This window comes from Planococcus sp. 11815, assembly GCF_051096385.1.
Lineage (GTDB): Bacteria > Bacillota > Bacilli > Bacillales_A > Planococcaceae > Planococcus > Planococcus citreus.
In genome coordinates, this window is record NZ_CP096991.1 from 1,229,372 (window position 1) to 1,244,313 (window position 14,942).

Sequence of the window (14,942 nt, forward strand, 5' to 3'; positions counted from 1 at the left end):
ACTCCTCCTTTAATTAATCATTTCGATGTCCACTTGCTTTACGCTACTAATAGAAGAAATCTCCCTGTACAGTTCGATAGTTTCTTTTCCTTGTGCGTAAGACATGCGAATCGAAAGTTTGTAATACAAATTTCCATTTTGCTGTTCAGAATGAAGAATCGACAAGTCTTCAATGGTCATACCGCTATGTTTAAGCTCTTCTAACACTTCACTGATAGCTTCCTCTCCAGAAACAAAAATAGTCAGTCTAGCTTCTGTTTGTCTCAGTCGCTTAGGGCCAAAACGAAAAAGGAGGGGAGGTATCACTTCGATGCCAATAAGAACTAGCAAGACAGCGGTCAATGCTTCAATGTAAAAGCCGGCGGCCACGGCAATACCAATTCCGCCAGACCCCCAAATCATTGCTGCTGTAGTTAATCCTGAAATGGAATCATTCCCTCGCTTCAATATAACCCCGGCTCCTAGAAACCCGATACCTGAAACAATTTGTGCTGCAAGCCGTAGCGGATCCATTGTGATATTTACACCTTCATTGCTGCTCGATTCTGCAATATAAGCAGACTCAATTGAAATAATGGTCAATAAACAGCTGAATGTGGCAATGACCATACTTGTCTTCAAACCAACAGGCTTCCTCTTTAATTCCCTTTCTAACCCTATAACTAAACTTAAAACAGCAGCAATCGTTAATTTCATAAATGTCTCGAATGAAGAGATTTCGAGCGCGCTGAAAAATTCCAAGATCACAACCTCCATTTCACTTTGCGGTTGAATGTGAAGCCGGCAAGTGGCAAACTGAAAAGTGATGTCAAAATCTAATTTAGCAAGAGGTGCCTAATGGAAAAACCAACGATTCACCCTTATATACCCATTCTGATCGGAGTCATCTCAGTGGCGATGTCTGCAATCTTTGTAAAGATGACCACAGCTGATGCAGGCGTCACTGCATTTTACCGGATGTTATTTTCTATTCTATTAATGTCCCCGGTATTCCTCTATAGCTATCTGCCTGAAATAAAGAAACTAAATAGAAGAGACTGGGTATTTTCAGCAATCGCTGGCATCTTCTTGGCTTTTCATTTTATTCTTTGGTTCGAATCACTTAACTATACTTCTGTAGCGAGTTCTACAGTTCTCGTAACTTTGCAGCCTCTTTTTGCATTTGCAGGAACATACTTCTTCTTTAAAGAGCGCCTCTCTGCAAAAACTTTAATATCTGGAGCAGTTGCAATAACAGGAAGCGTTGTTATTGCTTACGGTGACTTCCAAGTAAGCGGAAGTGCATTGTTCGGTGACATACTTGCGCTAATTGCTTGTGCGCTGATTACTGCGTATTTATTATTTGGCCAAGATGTGCGGAAGCGATTGTCTTTAGTGACATACACATTCATTGTGTATAGTTTCAGTACTATATCGCTATTTTTCTATATCATTGCAAAAGAAGAGTCGTTTGGGCCATACCCTAAAGAAGAATGGATGTGGTTCATTCTATTAGCTCTTATCCCAAATCTTCTTGGACACACGCTATTTAATTGGGCAGTGAAGTGGGTGAGCACGAATGTAATATCCATTGCCATTCTATTTGAGCCAGTCGGGGCAGCGATTCTGGCGTATTTTATACTTGGAGAATTGGTCAGCAAATCGCAAATTATAGGAGGGAGTATTGTTATCGCCGGGCTTTTGTTTTTCGTAACCGACTATAAAAAAATTAGAAAAATCTTTTTTCGGAAAAGCGCTTGATTTTTTCAAGCGCCCGGTATATAGTAGTAAATGTCCTCGAAACAAGCCGATAAAAATATTTTGAAATAGTATTGACATCGAGTTTTAAAAAGGATATAGTAATCAAGTCGCCAAAACAAGGCGCACAACATGAACCTTGAAAACTGAACAGCAAAACGTCAACGAAAGACGTCACGAGCGCCTTGGCGCGAGAACGGCTTTTGCGATGGTCGCCCCCGGGCGATCGGAGCAATCAGCCATTCCAAACTTCGGTGTTCGTGACTTACTTACTGATCAGCTTCGGCAGATCAAGCGAATCGCGCGTCTTTTAGACGGCGATACGCCAGCAGTATTGAGCAATCAACTACTCTATAATGGAGAGTTTGATCCTGGCTCAGGACGAACGCTGGCGGCGTGCCTAATACATGCAAGTCGAGCGGAACCATTGGAGCTTGCTCCTTTGGTTTAGCGGCGGACGGGTGAGTAACACGTGGGCAACCTGCCCTGCAGATCGGGATAACTCCGGGAAACCGGTGCTAATACCGAATAGTTTGCGGCCTCTCATGGGGCTGCACGGAAAGACGGTTTCGGCTGTCACTGCAGGATGGGCCCGCGGCGCATTAGCTAGTTGGTGAGGTAACGGCTCACCAAGGCCACGATGCGTAGCCGACCTGAGAGGGTGATCGGCCACACTGGGACTGAGACACGGCCCAGACTCCTACGGGAGGCAGCAGTAGGGAATCTTCCGCAATGGACGAAAGTCTGACGGAGCAACGCCGCGTGAGTGAAGAAGGTTTTCGGATCGTAAAACTCTGTTGTGAGGGAAGAACAAGTACCAACTAACTACTGGTACCTTGACGGTACCTCACCAGAAAGCCACGGCTAACTACGTGCCAGCAGCCGCGGTAATACGTAGGTGGCAAGCGTTGTCCGGAATTATTGGGCGTAAAGCGCGCGCAGGCGGTCCTTTAAGTCTGATGTGAAAGCCCACGGCTCAACCGTGGAGGGTCATTGGAAACTGGGGGACTTGAGTGCAGAAGAGGAAAGTGGAATTCCACGTGTAGCGGTGAAATGCGTAGAGATGTGGAGGAACACCAGTGGCGAAGGCGACTTTCTGGTCTGTAACTGACGCTGAGGCGCGAAAGCGTGGGGAGCAAACAGGATTAGATACCCTGGTAGTCCACGCCGTAAACGATGAGTGCTAAGTGTTAGGGGGTTTCCGCCCCTTAGTGCTGCAGCTAACGCATTAAGCACTCCGCCTGGGGAGTACGGCCGCAAGGCTGAAACTCAAAGGAATTGACGGGGGCCCGCACAAGCGGTGGAGCATGTGGTTTAATTCGAAGCAACGCGAAGAACCTTACCAGGTCTTGACATCCCGCTGACCGCCTAGGAGACTAGGCTTTCCCTTCGGGGACAGCGGTGACAGGTGGTGCATGGTTGTCGTCAGCTCGTGTCGTGAGATGTTGGGTTAAGTCCCGCAACGAGCGCAACCCTTGATCTTAGTTGCCAGCATTCAGTTGGGCACTCTAAGGTGACTGCCGGTGACAAACCGGAGGAAGGTGGGGATGACGTCAAATCATCATGCCCCTTATGACCTGGGCTACACACGTGCTACAATGGACGGTACAAAGGGCTGCAAACCCGCGAGGGGGAGCCAATCCCAGAAAACCGTTCTCAGTTCGGATTGCAGGCTGCAACTCGCCTGCATGAAGCCGGAATCGCTAGTAATCGCGGATCAGCATGCCGCGGTGAATACGTTCCCGGGCCTTGTACACACCGCCCGTCACACCACGAGAGTTTGTAACACCCGAAGTCGGTGGGGTAACCCTTACGGGAGCCAGCCGCCGAAGGTGGGACAGATGATTGGGGTGAAGTCGTAACAAGGTAGCCGTATCGGAAGGTGCGGCTGGATCACCTCCTTTCTAAGGATAATATCGGAACCGATTCTCACGAATCGGGTTGACGTTTTGCGTTCAGTTTTGAAGGTTCACTCCGCAAGGATTGACTTTCAAACTTGTTCTTTGAAAACTGGATAGATCGACATTGATTAAGAAACAAGCATCAAGTAGCGTGATCGCTTTGCGATCAACTTATTTTTTTTGACCATTCAGTGGTTAAGTTAATAAGGGCGCACGGTGGATGCCTTGGCACTAGGAGCCGAAGAAGGACGGCACTAACACCGATATGCCTCGGGGAGCTGTAAGTGAGCTGGGATCCGGGGATTTCCGAATGGGGAAACCCACTGTTCGTAATGGAGCAGTATCCATGTGTGAATACATAGCACATGAGAAGGCAGACTCAGGGAACTGAAACATCTAAGTACCTGAAGGAAGAGAAAGCAAATGCGATTCCCCAAGTAGCGGCGAGCGAAACGGGATCAGCCCAAACCAGAAGGCTTGCCTTCTGGGGTTGTAGGACACTCTATACGGAGTTACAAAGGAACGGATTAAGCGAAGCGACCTGGAACGGTCCGCAAGATAGGGTAATAGCCCCGTAGCTGAAAGTTCGTTCCCTCCAGAGTGGATCCTGAGTACGGCGGAACACGAGAAATTCCGTCGGAATCCGGGAGGACCATCTCCCAAGGCTAAATACTCCCTAGTGACCGATAGTGAACCAGTACCGTGAGGGAAAGGTGAAAAGCACCCCGGAAGGGGAGTGAAATAGATCCTGAAACCGTGTGCCTACAAGTAGTTAGAGCCCGTTAATGGGTGATAGCGTGCCTTTTGTAGAATGAACCGGCGAGTTACGATTGCATGCAAGGTTAAGGTGAGAAGCCGGAGCCGCAGCGAAAGCGAGTCTGAATAGGGCGAGTGAGTATGCAGTTGTAGACCCGAAACCAGGTGATCTACCCATGTCCAGGGTGAAGGTAAGGTAACACTTACTGGAGGCCCGAACCCACGCACGTTGAAAAGTGCGGGGATGAGGTGTGGGTAGCGGAGAAATTCCAATCGAACCTGGAGATAGCTGGTTCTCTCCGAAATAGCTTTAGGGCTAGCCTCAAGAAGAGAATCCTGGAGGTAGAGCACTGTTTGGACTAGGGGCCCATCCCGGGTTACCGAATTCAGACAAACTCCGAATGCCAGTGATTTATGCTTGGGAGTCAGACTGCGAGTGATAAGATCCGTAGTCAAGAGGGAAACAGCCCAGACCACCAGCTAAGGTCCCCAAATATCCGTTAAGTGGAAAAGGATGTGGCGTTGCTTAGACAACCAGGATGTTGGCTTAGAAGCAGCCATCATTTAAAGAGTGCGTAATAGCTCACTGGTCGAGTGACACTGCGCCGAAAATGTACCGGGGCTAAACGGATTACCGAAGCTGTGGATGGACATCGTAGATGTCCGTGGTAGGAGAGCGTTCTAAGGGCGTTGAAGTCAGACCGGAAGGACTGGTGGAGCGCTTAGAAGTGAGAATGCCGGTATGAGTAACGAAAGACGGGTGAGAATCCCGTCCACCGAATGCCTAAGGTTTCCTGAGGAAGGCTCGTCCGCTCAGGGTTAGTCGGGACCTAAGTCGAGGCCGATAGGCGTAGACGATGGACAACAGGTTGATATTCCTGTACCACCTCCCCGCCGTTTGAGTAATGGGGGGACGCAGAAGGATAGGGTGAGCGTGCCGTTGGTTGTGCACGTCCAAGTTGTGAGATGAGAAACGAGGCAAATCCCGTTTCTATGTACATCAAGCAGTGATGGCAAGAGGTTTAACCTCAGAGTCCCTGATTTCACACTGCCAAGAAAAGCCTCTAGCGAGGCGGGAGGTGCCCGTACCGCAAACCGACACAGGTAGGCGAGAAGAGAATTCTAAGGTGAGCGAGTGAACTCTCGTTAAGGAACTCGGCAAAATGACCCCGTAACTTCGGGAGAAGGGGTGCTCTGGTAGGGTGTTAAAGCCCGAGAGAGCCGCAGTGAATAGGCCCAGGCGACTGTTTAGCAAAAACACAGGTCTCTGCAAAACCGTAAGGTGACGTATAGGGGCTGACGCCTGCCCGGTGCTGGAAGGTTAAGGGGAGTGCTTAGCGCAAGCGAAGGTGCGAACCGAAGCCCCAGTAAACGGCGGCCGTAACTATAACGGTCCTAAGGTAGCGAAATTCCTTGTCGGGTAAGTTCCGACCCGCACGAAAGGCGTAACGATCTGGGCACTGTCTCAACGAGAGACTCGGTGAAATTATAGTACCTGTGAAGATGCAGGTTACCCGCGACAGGACGGAAAGACCCCGTGGAGCTTTACTGTAACCTGATATTGAATTTTGGTGCAACTTGTACAGGATAGGTAGGAGCCAGAGAACCCGGAGCGCCAGCTTCGGGGGAGGCGTCGGTGGGATACTACCCTGGTTGTATTGAACTTCTAACCCACAAGCCTTAGCGGCTTGGGAGACAGTGTCAGGCGGGCAGTTTGACTGGGGCGGTCGCCTCCTAAAGAGTAACGGAGGCGCTCAAAGGTTCCCTCAGAATGGTTGGAAATCATTCGCAGAGTGTAAAGGCACAAGGGAGCTTGACTGCGAGACGGACAGGTCGAGCAGGGTCGAAAGACGGACTTAGTGATCCGGTGGTTCCGCATGGAAGGGCCATCGCTCAACGGATAAAAGCTACCCCGGGGATAACAGGCTTATCTCCCCCAAGAGTCCACATCGACGGGGAGGTTTGGCACCTCGATGTCGGCTCATCGCATCCTGGGGCTGTAGTCGGTCCCAAGGGTTGGGCTGTTCGCCCATTAAAGCGGTACGCGAGCTGGGTTCAGAACGTCGTGAGACAGTTCGGTCCCTATCCGTCGCGGGCGCAGGAAATTTGAGAGGAGCTGTCCTTAGTACGAGAGGACCGGGATGGACACACCGCTGGTGTACCAGTTGTTCTGCCAAGAGCATCGCTGGGTAGCTATGTGTGGCCGGGATAAGTGCTGAAAGCATCTAAGCACGAAGCCCCCCTCAAGATGAGATTTCCCATTGCGCAAGCAAGTAAGATCCCTCAAAGACGATGAGGTAGATAGGTTCGGGGTGGAAGCGTGGCGACACGTGCAGCTGACGAATACTAATCGATCGAGGACTTAACCAACAAACTGAACATGCGTTTCCAATGTCGATTTATCCGGTTTTGAAAGAACAAGAATTTTTGCCTCCGGGCAAAAAAAAGACTTGTAAAACTCGCCAGAGTTGGTATAATAAGACTTGTCTTTCAAAAACCTTATAGTCCAGTGATGATGGCAAAGAGGCCACACCCGTTCCCATCCCGAACACGGAAGTTAAGCTCTTTTGCGCCGATGGTAGTTGGGGGTTTCCCCCTGTGAGAGTAGGACGTCGCTGGGCATACATACGGAGGATTAGCTCAGCTGGGAGAGCATCTGCCTTACAAGCAGAGGGTCGGCGGTTCGATCCCGTCATCCTCCACCATTTTTACTCCATGCCGGAGTAGCTCAACTGGTAGAGCAACTGACTTGTAATCAGTAGGTTGAGGGTTCAAGTCCTTTCTCCGGCACCACTCATGTTTGAGCCATTAGCTCAGTTGGTAGAGCATCTGACTTTTAATCAGAGGGTCGAAGGTTCGAATCCTTCATGGCTCACCATTTTAATTTCATAATTGCCACGCGGGTGTGGCGGAACTGGCAGACGCACTAGACTTAGGATCTAGCGCCTTCGGGCGTGGGGGTTCGACTCCCTTCACCCGCACCAAGCGGAAGTAGTTCAGTGGTAGAACGCCACCTTGCCAAGGTGGAGGTCGCGGGTTCGACCCCCGTCTTCCGCTCCAATTTTTTATCTGTCCAATGCCCCGCCGGGGTGGCGGAACTGGCAGACGCACAGGACTTAAAATCCTGCGGTAGGTGACTACCGTACCGGTTCGATTCCGGTCCTCGGCACCAACTGTTTTATCAAATTTTATATTATGCGCCCGTAGCTCAATTGGATAGAGTACTTGACTACGAATCAAGCGGTTAGAGGTTCGAGTCCTCTCGGGCGCGCCATATTTTTGTCATCATCCTATTTAGTCGGGAAGTAGCTCAGCTTGGTAGAGCACTTGGTTTGGGACCAAGGGGTCGCAGGTTCGAATCCTGTCTTCCCGACCACTTTATGGGGCCTTAGCTCAGCTGGGAGAGCGCCTGCCTTGCACGCAGGAGGTCAGCGGTTCGATCCCGCTAGGCTCCACCAACTATACAATTTAAAGATCCTGGCGGCGTAGCTCAGCTGGCTAGAGCGTACGGTTCATACCCGTAAGGTCGGGGGTTCGATCCCCTCTGCCGCCACTTTTTTAGGACCTTTAGCTCAGTTGGTTAGAGCAGACGGCTCATAACCGTCCGGTCGCAGGTTCGAGTCCTGCAAGGTCCACCATTTAATATTTATCACGGAGGAATACCCAAGTTTGGCTGAAGGGATCGGTCTTGAAAACCGACAGGGGAGTCAAATCCCGCGGGGGTTCGAATCCCTCTTCCTCCTCCATCTTTAAAAAATGTGTGGACAATTTTTCTTCAATATAATTATCGCGGGGTGGAGCAGTTCGGTAGCTCGTTGGGCTCATAACCCAAAGGTCGCAGGTTCAAATCCTGCCCCCGCAACCAAATGGTCCCGTGGTGTAGCGGTTAACATGCCTGCCTGTCACGCAGGAGATCGCCGGTTCGATCCCGGTCGGGACCGCCATTTTTATAAATATGTGGGTCAGTAGCTCAGTCGGTAGAGCATTAGATTGAAGCTCTAAGTGTCGGCGGTTCGATTCCGTCCTGACCCACCATATTGCGGGTGTAGTTTAGTGGTAAAACCTCAGCCTTCCAAGCTGATGATGAGGGTTCGATTCCCTTCACCCGCTCCAATAATGGGCCTATAGCTCAGCTGGTTAGAGCGCACGCCTGATAAGCGTGAGGTCGGTGGTTCGAGTCCACTTAGGCCCACCATTGTTCCGAAGTAGCTCAGTGGTAGAGCACCGCACTGTTAATGCGATGGTCGTAGGTTCGAGTCCTACCTTCGGAGCCATACTGGGGAAGTACTCAAGTGGCTGAAGAGGCGCCCCTGCTAAGGGTGTAGGTCGGTAACACCGGCGCGAGGGTTCAAATCCCTCCTTCTCCGCCAGTATTTGGCCCCTTGGTCAAGCGGTTAAGACACCGCCCTTTCACGGCGGTAACACGGGTTCGAATCCCGTAGGGGTCATATTAAAAAGCGTCATGCATTCATATGCATGACGCTTTTTTCTTTTTCTAATTTTTGTTCATTGTGTGAAGCGAAACTGTGTATTGCCATTCCTAGTATTACCATGGTTAAGCCAATTAATGCTATTGGGGAAGGAAATGCGATGCTTAAAAGAAAAAATTCACCTATTAATGCAAATATAACTTCCATAGATTGCGTGGCTTCAACTGCAGCAAGCTTTGACATGTTGTTTCTGACCATATCGGTCGCCATAAAGAATAGAACAGTCGCTACTACTCCTGAACTGATGGCAACTATCAAAGATTGATAAATTTGAGAGTTAGAAGGCAACCCAGTTGTCGAGAAACCATAAATAGAGAGAACCAACCAAAGCGGGAGACTGGCAATCGTCATTCCAAGCACGCGTTGATATGCATCTAGACGACCTTCGCAAACCTCCATCATTTTCCGATTTCCAAGTGGGTAGGCAAAAGCTGCTATCAAAACGGGTATTAACCCGAGTAGCAACGTGGAAATAGTAACATTAGTTAAGTGGTCAAGTTGAAGAAGGGCTATCCCAGCTAAAATAATCGTTGAAAACAATAAGCCTTTGATCGGAATGTGTTGTCTATGCATAATAGTTTGGCCGGATACATGAATTTTAACTAAAAAAAGAGGTGCCAGTAAAGTTCCAGCGATGATTGTAAATTGCCAAGTTCCGGCTATTAGCCATCCTGGGGAATATGCTGCTGCAAAACACAAGGGAGCGTAAAAAAGACCGAATCCTATGAAACTCCACAATAACCATTTCACCTTATGTTTTTTCATTTCGTGGAGGAGCGGAAGCAAGTTTCCCCTAAGCATGACAATTAATAAGAGGAAAGGAATCATAAATAGGTAACGCAGGGACGCGCTCCATACCCAATGGCCTCCTTGTGCCTCCATTAATGCATTAACAATAAATGTGACTGCAAAAAACATTGCTCCTGCAAGACCTAATAAAATTGGTTTCATAGGAAAACCCCTTTAAAATATATTAGATACAATATATCGCAACCGAGAAATTTTCACCACTCTTATTTTAAATGAGACTTCTCATAGCTATTTCAATAATAAAAAGCTGATGGCAATGAGCCATCAGCTTTTAGGTATTTAAGATAAAAAATAATCTACTAGTAGACCGATTGCTAGCAGGAAGCTGAACAAAGTGTTCGTGATTCCCGTGTCTTTCATGGCAGGCATTACTTGTAGAGGCTCAGTGTAGCGCTTAAAAGTCATAATTACTTTCAGGGGCTTAATAACACTTAGTAGCACCAATAAAGCCCAGGGTGTAACAATACCGAGCAACACCAATAAAATAATCCAAGCATAAGACAAAATAAAGAACCACATGAAAGTTGTTACTGCAGCCGGTCGGCCGGCTAGGATCGCTAAAGTGCGCCGCCCGCTTTTTTTATCTCCGACCATATCGCGGATGTTATTGGCCATCATAATTGCTGCTACGAGCAATGTGCTGGGTACAGCTAACATAACAGCGGTGGAGGTGATCGTTTCTGCTTGGATATAAAAAGCGACGATTACTATGAGGAAGCCCATGAACAATCCTGAAAACAATTCACCTAATGGCGTGTAAGCAATCGGGTATGGCCCACCGGTATAAAAATAACCGACTAGCATACCAATGCCACCAACCGCCAATAGCCACCAACTGGTAGAAGCTGCAATATAAAGCCCTAATACAGCAGAGATAGCGTAAAGCAGAAATGCCAGAACCAGAACGGTTTTCGGTGAAACACCATTCCGGACGATAGCGCCTCCAATGCCAACGGATTCTTCAGTATCGAGCCCTCTGGCGTAGTCATAGTATTCATTGAACATATTGGTTGCTGCTTGAATCAGTAGGCTTGCGATCAGCATGGCTAAGAACAGCGCCCAATTTAAAGCGGTATAATGGATTGCAATCATTGTCCCTAGGAATACTGGGGCAAAAGATGCCGTTAAAGTATGGGGCCGGGTGAGCTGCCACCAGACGCGCCATCCACTATCAGCTTGTATGGAATGTGTCATTTCTATCTCTCCTATTCATTTCTTTCCAACCTATATTGTACTTCAAAACGCAGAGATTTACAGCATATGTTGTGCTGAATTCCGGAGAAAGGGGTATGATAGAAGGTAGAGATAAAATGTATCGCAGTGAATTGAAGCTGCAGTAAACGGAGGTAATCCGGTGAATTCACAATCGTATTCATCAACTGAACAAATGGAAGCGAATCGCTTCAGCGGCTATCGCTTCTATACAGAAACAATTGAAGTATCGACCATGTCTGCTCTGGCATTTTTCGAAGCTGGGCAGGAACAGTACGAAGGTAAGCGCATGTTTTGGCAGAATCGTGAAAAGTCCTTCACGATGGTGGGCCTGGGACATGCTTATGTGCTGACGGCTGACGATTATAAAGGACGATTCAGCAGCATTCAGAAGGACTGGAAAGCGCTGAGTGCCCAATTGGTGAATGAAGAAACAGCCGTTCAGCCAGTGCTATTCGGCGGTTTTTCATTTGATCCTTTGAATGATCAGCCGAGCGAGTGGCGAAATTTCCCGCAGGCTTATTTTGCTGTGCCGACATTTCAGCTTATTATCAAGGGAGAGCAGGCGTATGTCAGTGTCCATTTGATTACTAAGCAGCCAAACAGCTTTATGGATTTTGAAGTGTTGCGTAAAGAACGTGACCGGCTAATTCATGGCGCGCAAGTTTCAGAGCCAAAAGCGTACCAAAAACCTCTAGTTTCTGACAAAAAGGAACTGAAAAAAGACGAGTATATGCGGTCCATCGAAAAAGTGACGGACGTAATCCAAGCAGGCGAAGTCGATAAGGTGGTTATCGCAAGAGCGCTGGAACTTCGCTTTAAGGAAGCTTTAGCACCGGCTTCTGCCCTCTACCAAGCAGCGAATGAACAGCCAGAAAGCTTTTTGTTCGGGCTGGAAGCTGGCGAACAATTCTTTTTCGGAGCGACTCCGGAGCGCCTGGTTAAAGTGGAGCAGCAAAGAGCATTGTCTACTTGTTTGGCGGGTTCTACCCCACGAGGTCAATCCGTTGAACAGGACGAAGCGCTGGGACAAGCTTTATTAAATGATTCAAAAAATCGTTCCGAACATCAGTATGTTGTCCAGATGATCGGTGACGTGTTCGAGGAGCATTGTTCGGATCCGCGCATTCCGCAAAATCCTAAGTTGATGAAAATTCGGGATATACAACATTTGTATACACCGGTGGAAGGCAAGTTGAAAAAAGGCAGTTCGTTACTGGATCTTGTTGAAGCGCTACATCCGACACCCGCACTCGGCGGCGAACCGAAGTTACAGGCACTTAGCTTGATCCGCTCTTATGAACCTCTGAATAGAGGATATTATGCAGCGCCGATCGGCTGGATCGACGCAAAAGGCGATGGTGAATTCGCTGTGGCGATCCGTTCCGCTTTGCTTGATGGAGATAAAGCGTATTTATTCGCAGGCGGCGGCATTGTGGCAGATTCTACACCAGAAGCCGAATATGATGAGACATGGGTGAAGTTCCGCCCGATGCTTCGTGTGCTGGGAGGAAATTTGCATGACGAATCGTGAGTTTTTAACTGAATATGTTTCGGCATTTACACATTCGCTGTTACATGCAGGGGTGAAAAAGGCGGTTATCAGTCCGGGTTCGCGTTCGACGCCTCTTGCCTATGCTTTCATGAAACAGGAAGGGATAGAGACGTATCGGCAAATAGATGAACGATCGGCTGCGTTTTATGCACTAGGTTTGGCAAAAGCTTCGAACAGTCCAGTTGTTTTGATTTGTACATCAGGGACTGCGGCAGCCAATTATTTCCCTGCGATTGTCGAAGCCTATTATGCGCGTGTGCCACTTTTGGTCGTGACGGCAGACCGTCCGCATGAGCTTCGTGAAGTCGGGGCCCCGCAAGCGATTAACCAGATCAATTTATTCGGCTCCCATGTCAAGTGGTCAGCTGATTTGCCGTTGCCGGAGCAGGGCAACCGTTTGGACTTTTTGAAGCGCCATTTGGGGCGTGCAGCAGCCATGGCTGAAACCGCGCCAAAGGGACCGGTTCATTTGAATGTGCCATTCCGTGAACCGCTTAGCATTGATTTCGAACAGCCTTATGAAAGCAAAAGAGAACTATACCGTTTTGAAAGCAGCCAGCAGCTGAATGATGAAGCTGCGGCATTTTTACGAGGAGTGTTCAGCCATTCGCGGGGCTTGCTGATCGCTGGGGAAAATACGGCTCTGGTTTCATCGGAGCAATGGGAGTTTATCCGCCGCCTCGGTTGGCCAGTGCTTGCCGATCCGTTGTCGAATCTACGCTCGAATGTACCTGATGATCTAATGGATGTCATCGTCGATTCCTATGATGCCTTGCTGAAGAACGAGAAATTTGCTGACAGTGTAGCGCCGGACGTAGTGGTAAGGATTGGGCCTCAGCCTGTATCCAAGCCGCTCAGCCTATTTTTAGGGAAAGCCGAGCCTGCGAGTTATGTCGTGCTCGATGAAAGCCCGATGCTTAGAGACCCGCAATCAGCTGTCACGCATCACATCCAACAGCATGCTTCTGCCCTATGGAAGTTGAGTTTGGAAGCGAAATCGTCGAATCCGTATCTCGAACAATGGATAAAAGCAGGGGAATTGGTGCAGGAGACGATGTCTATCCATTGCCAGCAAGAATTGGATGAAGGCGTATTGGCGAAAGCCTTTTTTGATGAGCTCGATGGGTGTGATTTAACTGTGAGCAGCAGTATGCCGATACGGGATGCAGATACGTATTTCCAGGTGACGCAACGGGACGTCCGGATTTATGCCAACCGCGGCGCCAATGGCATAGACGGAGTGGTATCGACTGCTTTCGGGATCCAGGCAGCGAATAAACGGCCTAGCTATCTATTGATCGGTGATTTGGCTTTGCTGCATGATATGAACGGTTTGCTTGCATCGAAACTGCAAGCTGCCGATATGACGATCATTGTCATGAACAATGATGGAGGCGGGATATTCTCTTATTTGCCCCAGTCGAAAGAAGAGCGCTACTACGAGGAACTTTTCGGCACGCCGACAGGAATCCAGTTCAAAGCAGCAGCTGAAATGTACGATGCGGAATATTTCTCTGCGGAGACTGTGGATGAATTGCAGTCGGCGCTTAGAACGCTGAAAGACAAACCGGTGCGCATCATTGAAGTGGCAACAAACCGCGCCAATAACGTAACGGTTCACCGGAAATTGTGGGACCGGCTCGATGAGGTGCTAAATACATGAAATTGATAGCGAATGGTGTTCGCTACCATATTGAGGTAGTGGGAGATAGAGCCCATCCTGTCCTGGTTTTGCTTCACGGCTTTACGGGCAGCACTGCTACATGGGAAACGGCCATTGAAAACTGGAGAGACTATCGGATAGTGGCGATCGACTTGATTGGGCATGGCCAGACAGAAAGCCCGGCAGACGAAAGCCGTTATGCGATGGAACGGCAGCTGGATGACCTTGATTACATTTTCAAAGAAATGAAGTTGGAGAAATTCACATTGCTCGGCTATTCGATGGGCGGTCGCACAGCACTTGCCTATACTTGTGAATTTCCACATCGCATTGACCAGCTTATTTTGGAAAGTGCTTCACCTGGCTTGAAAACAGAAGCTGCAAGAGAAGAGCGGCGAGAACGGGATGCGCAGTTAGCCACTAATATTGTTGATGGTGGACTAGAGCAATTTGTTGAGAAATGGGAGAACATCCCGTTGTTCGACAGCCAGAAATCATTGCCGGAACATGTGCGGCAGCAAGTAAAACAAGAACGATTGGCACAGACTGCACAAGGTTTGGCGAATAGCTTGAAAGGCATGGGCACAGGTTCACAGCGATCTTATTGGGACTGTTTGCCGGAATTGGAGATGCCAGTTTTGCTGGTGACCGGAGAACTGGATCCGAAGTTTTGCGCCATCGCTCGTGAGATGGAGGAATTATTGCCGAACGCAGAACACTGCATCATTTCAGCGGGACATGCGATTCATGTGGAAAAACCTGCTGAATTTGCTACAATGGTTATGGAACGATTAAATGGAATTAATGAGGAGGACTAG

General features: G+C 48.8%; 7 protein-coding genes, 20 tRNA genes and 3 rRNA genes. 27 read left to right on the forward strand and 3 right to left on the reverse strand.

Features of this window, described 5'->3' with window-relative positions; genetic code table 11:
- Positions 1 to 9: 9 nt before the first annotated feature.
- Positions 10 to 741, reverse strand: coding sequence for an MgtC/SapB family protein (locus tag M1Q06_RS06260; RefSeq protein WP_434402286.1), 732 nt, complete (start codon positions 739 to 741; stop codon positions 10 to 12).
- 96 nt (positions 742 to 837) lie between these two features.
- Between M1Q06_RS06260 and M1Q06_RS06265 the strand changes: the two genes are divergently transcribed.
- The 24 genes from M1Q06_RS06265 (at position 838) to M1Q06_RS06380 (ending at position 8,842) form a co-directional block, all read left to right on the forward strand.
- Complete coding sequence (locus M1Q06_RS06265) at positions 838 to 1,740, forward strand: DMT family transporter (RefSeq protein WP_121301114.1); 903 nt, start codon at positions 838 to 840, stop codon at positions 1,738 to 1,740.
- A 350-nt stretch (positions 1,741 to 2,090) separates the two neighbouring features.
- Positions 2,091 to 3,641, forward strand: a 16S ribosomal RNA gene (locus M1Q06_RS06270).
- 190 nt (positions 3,642 to 3,831) lie between these two features.
- Positions 3,832 to 6,764 (forward strand): 23S ribosomal RNA (locus M1Q06_RS06275).
- 135 nt (positions 6,765 to 6,899) lie between these two features.
- A 5S ribosomal RNA gene (gene rrf, locus M1Q06_RS06280) occupies positions 6,900 to 7,015 on the forward strand.
- Together the 16S, 23S and 5S rRNA genes with 20 tRNA genes alongside form the textbook arrangement of a ribosomal RNA operon.
- An 8-nt stretch (positions 7,016 to 7,023) precedes the next feature.
- A tRNA-Val gene (locus tag M1Q06_RS06285) sits at positions 7,024 to 7,099 on the forward strand.
- Positions 7,100 to 7,111: 12 nt separating this feature from the next.
- Positions 7,112 to 7,187 (forward strand) — tRNA-Thr (locus M1Q06_RS06290).
- A gap of 9 nt (positions 7,188 to 7,196) precedes the next feature.
- Positions 7,197 to 7,272: transfer RNA gene (locus M1Q06_RS06295), tRNA-Lys, on the forward strand.
- A 21-nt stretch (positions 7,273 to 7,293) separates the two neighbouring features.
- Positions 7,294 to 7,378 (forward strand) — tRNA-Leu (locus M1Q06_RS06300).
- Between the two features lies 1 nt (position 7,379).
- Positions 7,380 to 7,454 (forward strand) — tRNA-Gly (locus M1Q06_RS06305).
- 23 nt (positions 7,455 to 7,477) lie between these two features.
- Positions 7,478 to 7,566 (forward strand) — tRNA-Leu (locus tag M1Q06_RS06310).
- A gap of 25 nt (positions 7,567 to 7,591) precedes the next feature.
- Positions 7,592 to 7,668, forward strand: a tRNA-Arg gene (locus M1Q06_RS06315).
- 25 nt (positions 7,669 to 7,693) lie between these two features.
- Positions 7,694 to 7,770: transfer RNA gene (locus tag M1Q06_RS06320), tRNA-Pro, on the forward strand.
- Between the two features lie 6 nt (positions 7,771 to 7,776).
- Positions 7,777 to 7,852: transfer RNA gene (locus tag M1Q06_RS06325), tRNA-Ala, on the forward strand.
- 21 nt (positions 7,853 to 7,873) lie between these two features.
- Positions 7,874 to 7,947 (forward strand) — tRNA-Met (locus M1Q06_RS06330).
- A gap of 8 nt (positions 7,948 to 7,955) precedes the next feature.
- A tRNA-Ile gene (locus M1Q06_RS06335) sits at positions 7,956 to 8,032 on the forward strand.
- Positions 8,033 to 8,047: 15 nt separating this feature from the next.
- Positions 8,048 to 8,140, forward strand: a tRNA-Ser gene (locus tag M1Q06_RS06340).
- 42 nt (positions 8,141 to 8,182) lie between these two features.
- A tRNA-Met gene (locus M1Q06_RS06345) sits at positions 8,183 to 8,259 on the forward strand.
- A gap of 3 nt (positions 8,260 to 8,262) precedes the next feature.
- Positions 8,263 to 8,338 (forward strand) — tRNA-Asp (locus tag M1Q06_RS06350).
- Between the two features lie 15 nt (positions 8,339 to 8,353).
- Positions 8,354 to 8,429 (forward strand) — tRNA-Phe (locus M1Q06_RS06355).
- A 4-nt stretch (positions 8,430 to 8,433) separates the two neighbouring features.
- Positions 8,434 to 8,507 (forward strand) — tRNA-Gly (locus tag M1Q06_RS06360).
- A gap of 5 nt (positions 8,508 to 8,512) precedes the next feature.
- A tRNA-Ile gene (locus M1Q06_RS06365) sits at positions 8,513 to 8,589 on the forward strand.
- 4 nt (positions 8,590 to 8,593) lie between these two features.
- A tRNA-Asn gene (locus M1Q06_RS06370) sits at positions 8,594 to 8,668 on the forward strand.
- 4 nt (positions 8,669 to 8,672) lie between these two features.
- Positions 8,673 to 8,764: transfer RNA gene (locus tag M1Q06_RS06375), tRNA-Ser, on the forward strand.
- Between the two features lie 6 nt (positions 8,765 to 8,770).
- A tRNA-Glu gene (locus M1Q06_RS06380) sits at positions 8,771 to 8,842 on the forward strand.
- Positions 8,843 to 8,854: 12 nt separating this feature from the next.
- Here M1Q06_RS06380 and M1Q06_RS06385 read toward each other — a convergent pair.
- Both M1Q06_RS06385 and M1Q06_RS06390 read right to left on the reverse strand, forming a co-directional pair.
- Entirely contained in the window at positions 8,855 to 9,835 is a 981-nt protein-coding gene (locus tag M1Q06_RS06385) for a DMT family transporter (protein WP_434402288.1), read from the reverse strand.
- 138 nt (positions 9,836 to 9,973) lie between these two features.
- Entirely contained in the window at positions 9,974 to 10,888 is a 915-nt protein-coding gene (locus M1Q06_RS06390) for a 1,4-dihydroxy-2-naphthoate polyprenyltransferase (RefSeq protein WP_434402290.1), read from the reverse strand.
- Positions 10,889 to 11,048: 160 nt separating this feature from the next.
- On the opposite strand from M1Q06_RS06390, the gene M1Q06_RS06395 reads away from it, so the two are divergent.
- The 3 genes from M1Q06_RS06395 to menH are packed head-to-tail and all read left to right on the forward strand — an operon-like array spanning position 11,049 to position 14,942.
- Positions 11,049 to 12,440, forward strand: coding sequence for an isochorismate synthase (locus M1Q06_RS06395; protein WP_434402292.1), 1,392 nt, complete (start codon positions 11,049 to 11,051; stop codon positions 12,438 to 12,440).
- A complete protein-coding gene (gene menD, locus M1Q06_RS06400; protein ID WP_434402294.1) occupies positions 12,427 to 14,124 on the forward strand; it encodes a 2-succinyl-5-enolpyruvyl-6-hydroxy-3-cyclohexene-1-carboxylic-acid synthase in 1,698 nt (565 codons plus the stop codon). Before M1Q06_RS06395 ends, menD begins: the two co-directional genes overlap by 14 nt.
- Complete coding sequence (gene menH, locus M1Q06_RS06405; RefSeq protein WP_434402296.1) at positions 14,121 to 14,942, forward strand: 2-succinyl-6-hydroxy-2,4-cyclohexadiene-1-carboxylate synthase; 822 nt, start codon at positions 14,121 to 14,123, stop codon at positions 14,940 to 14,942. Before menD ends, menH begins: the two co-directional genes overlap by 4 nt.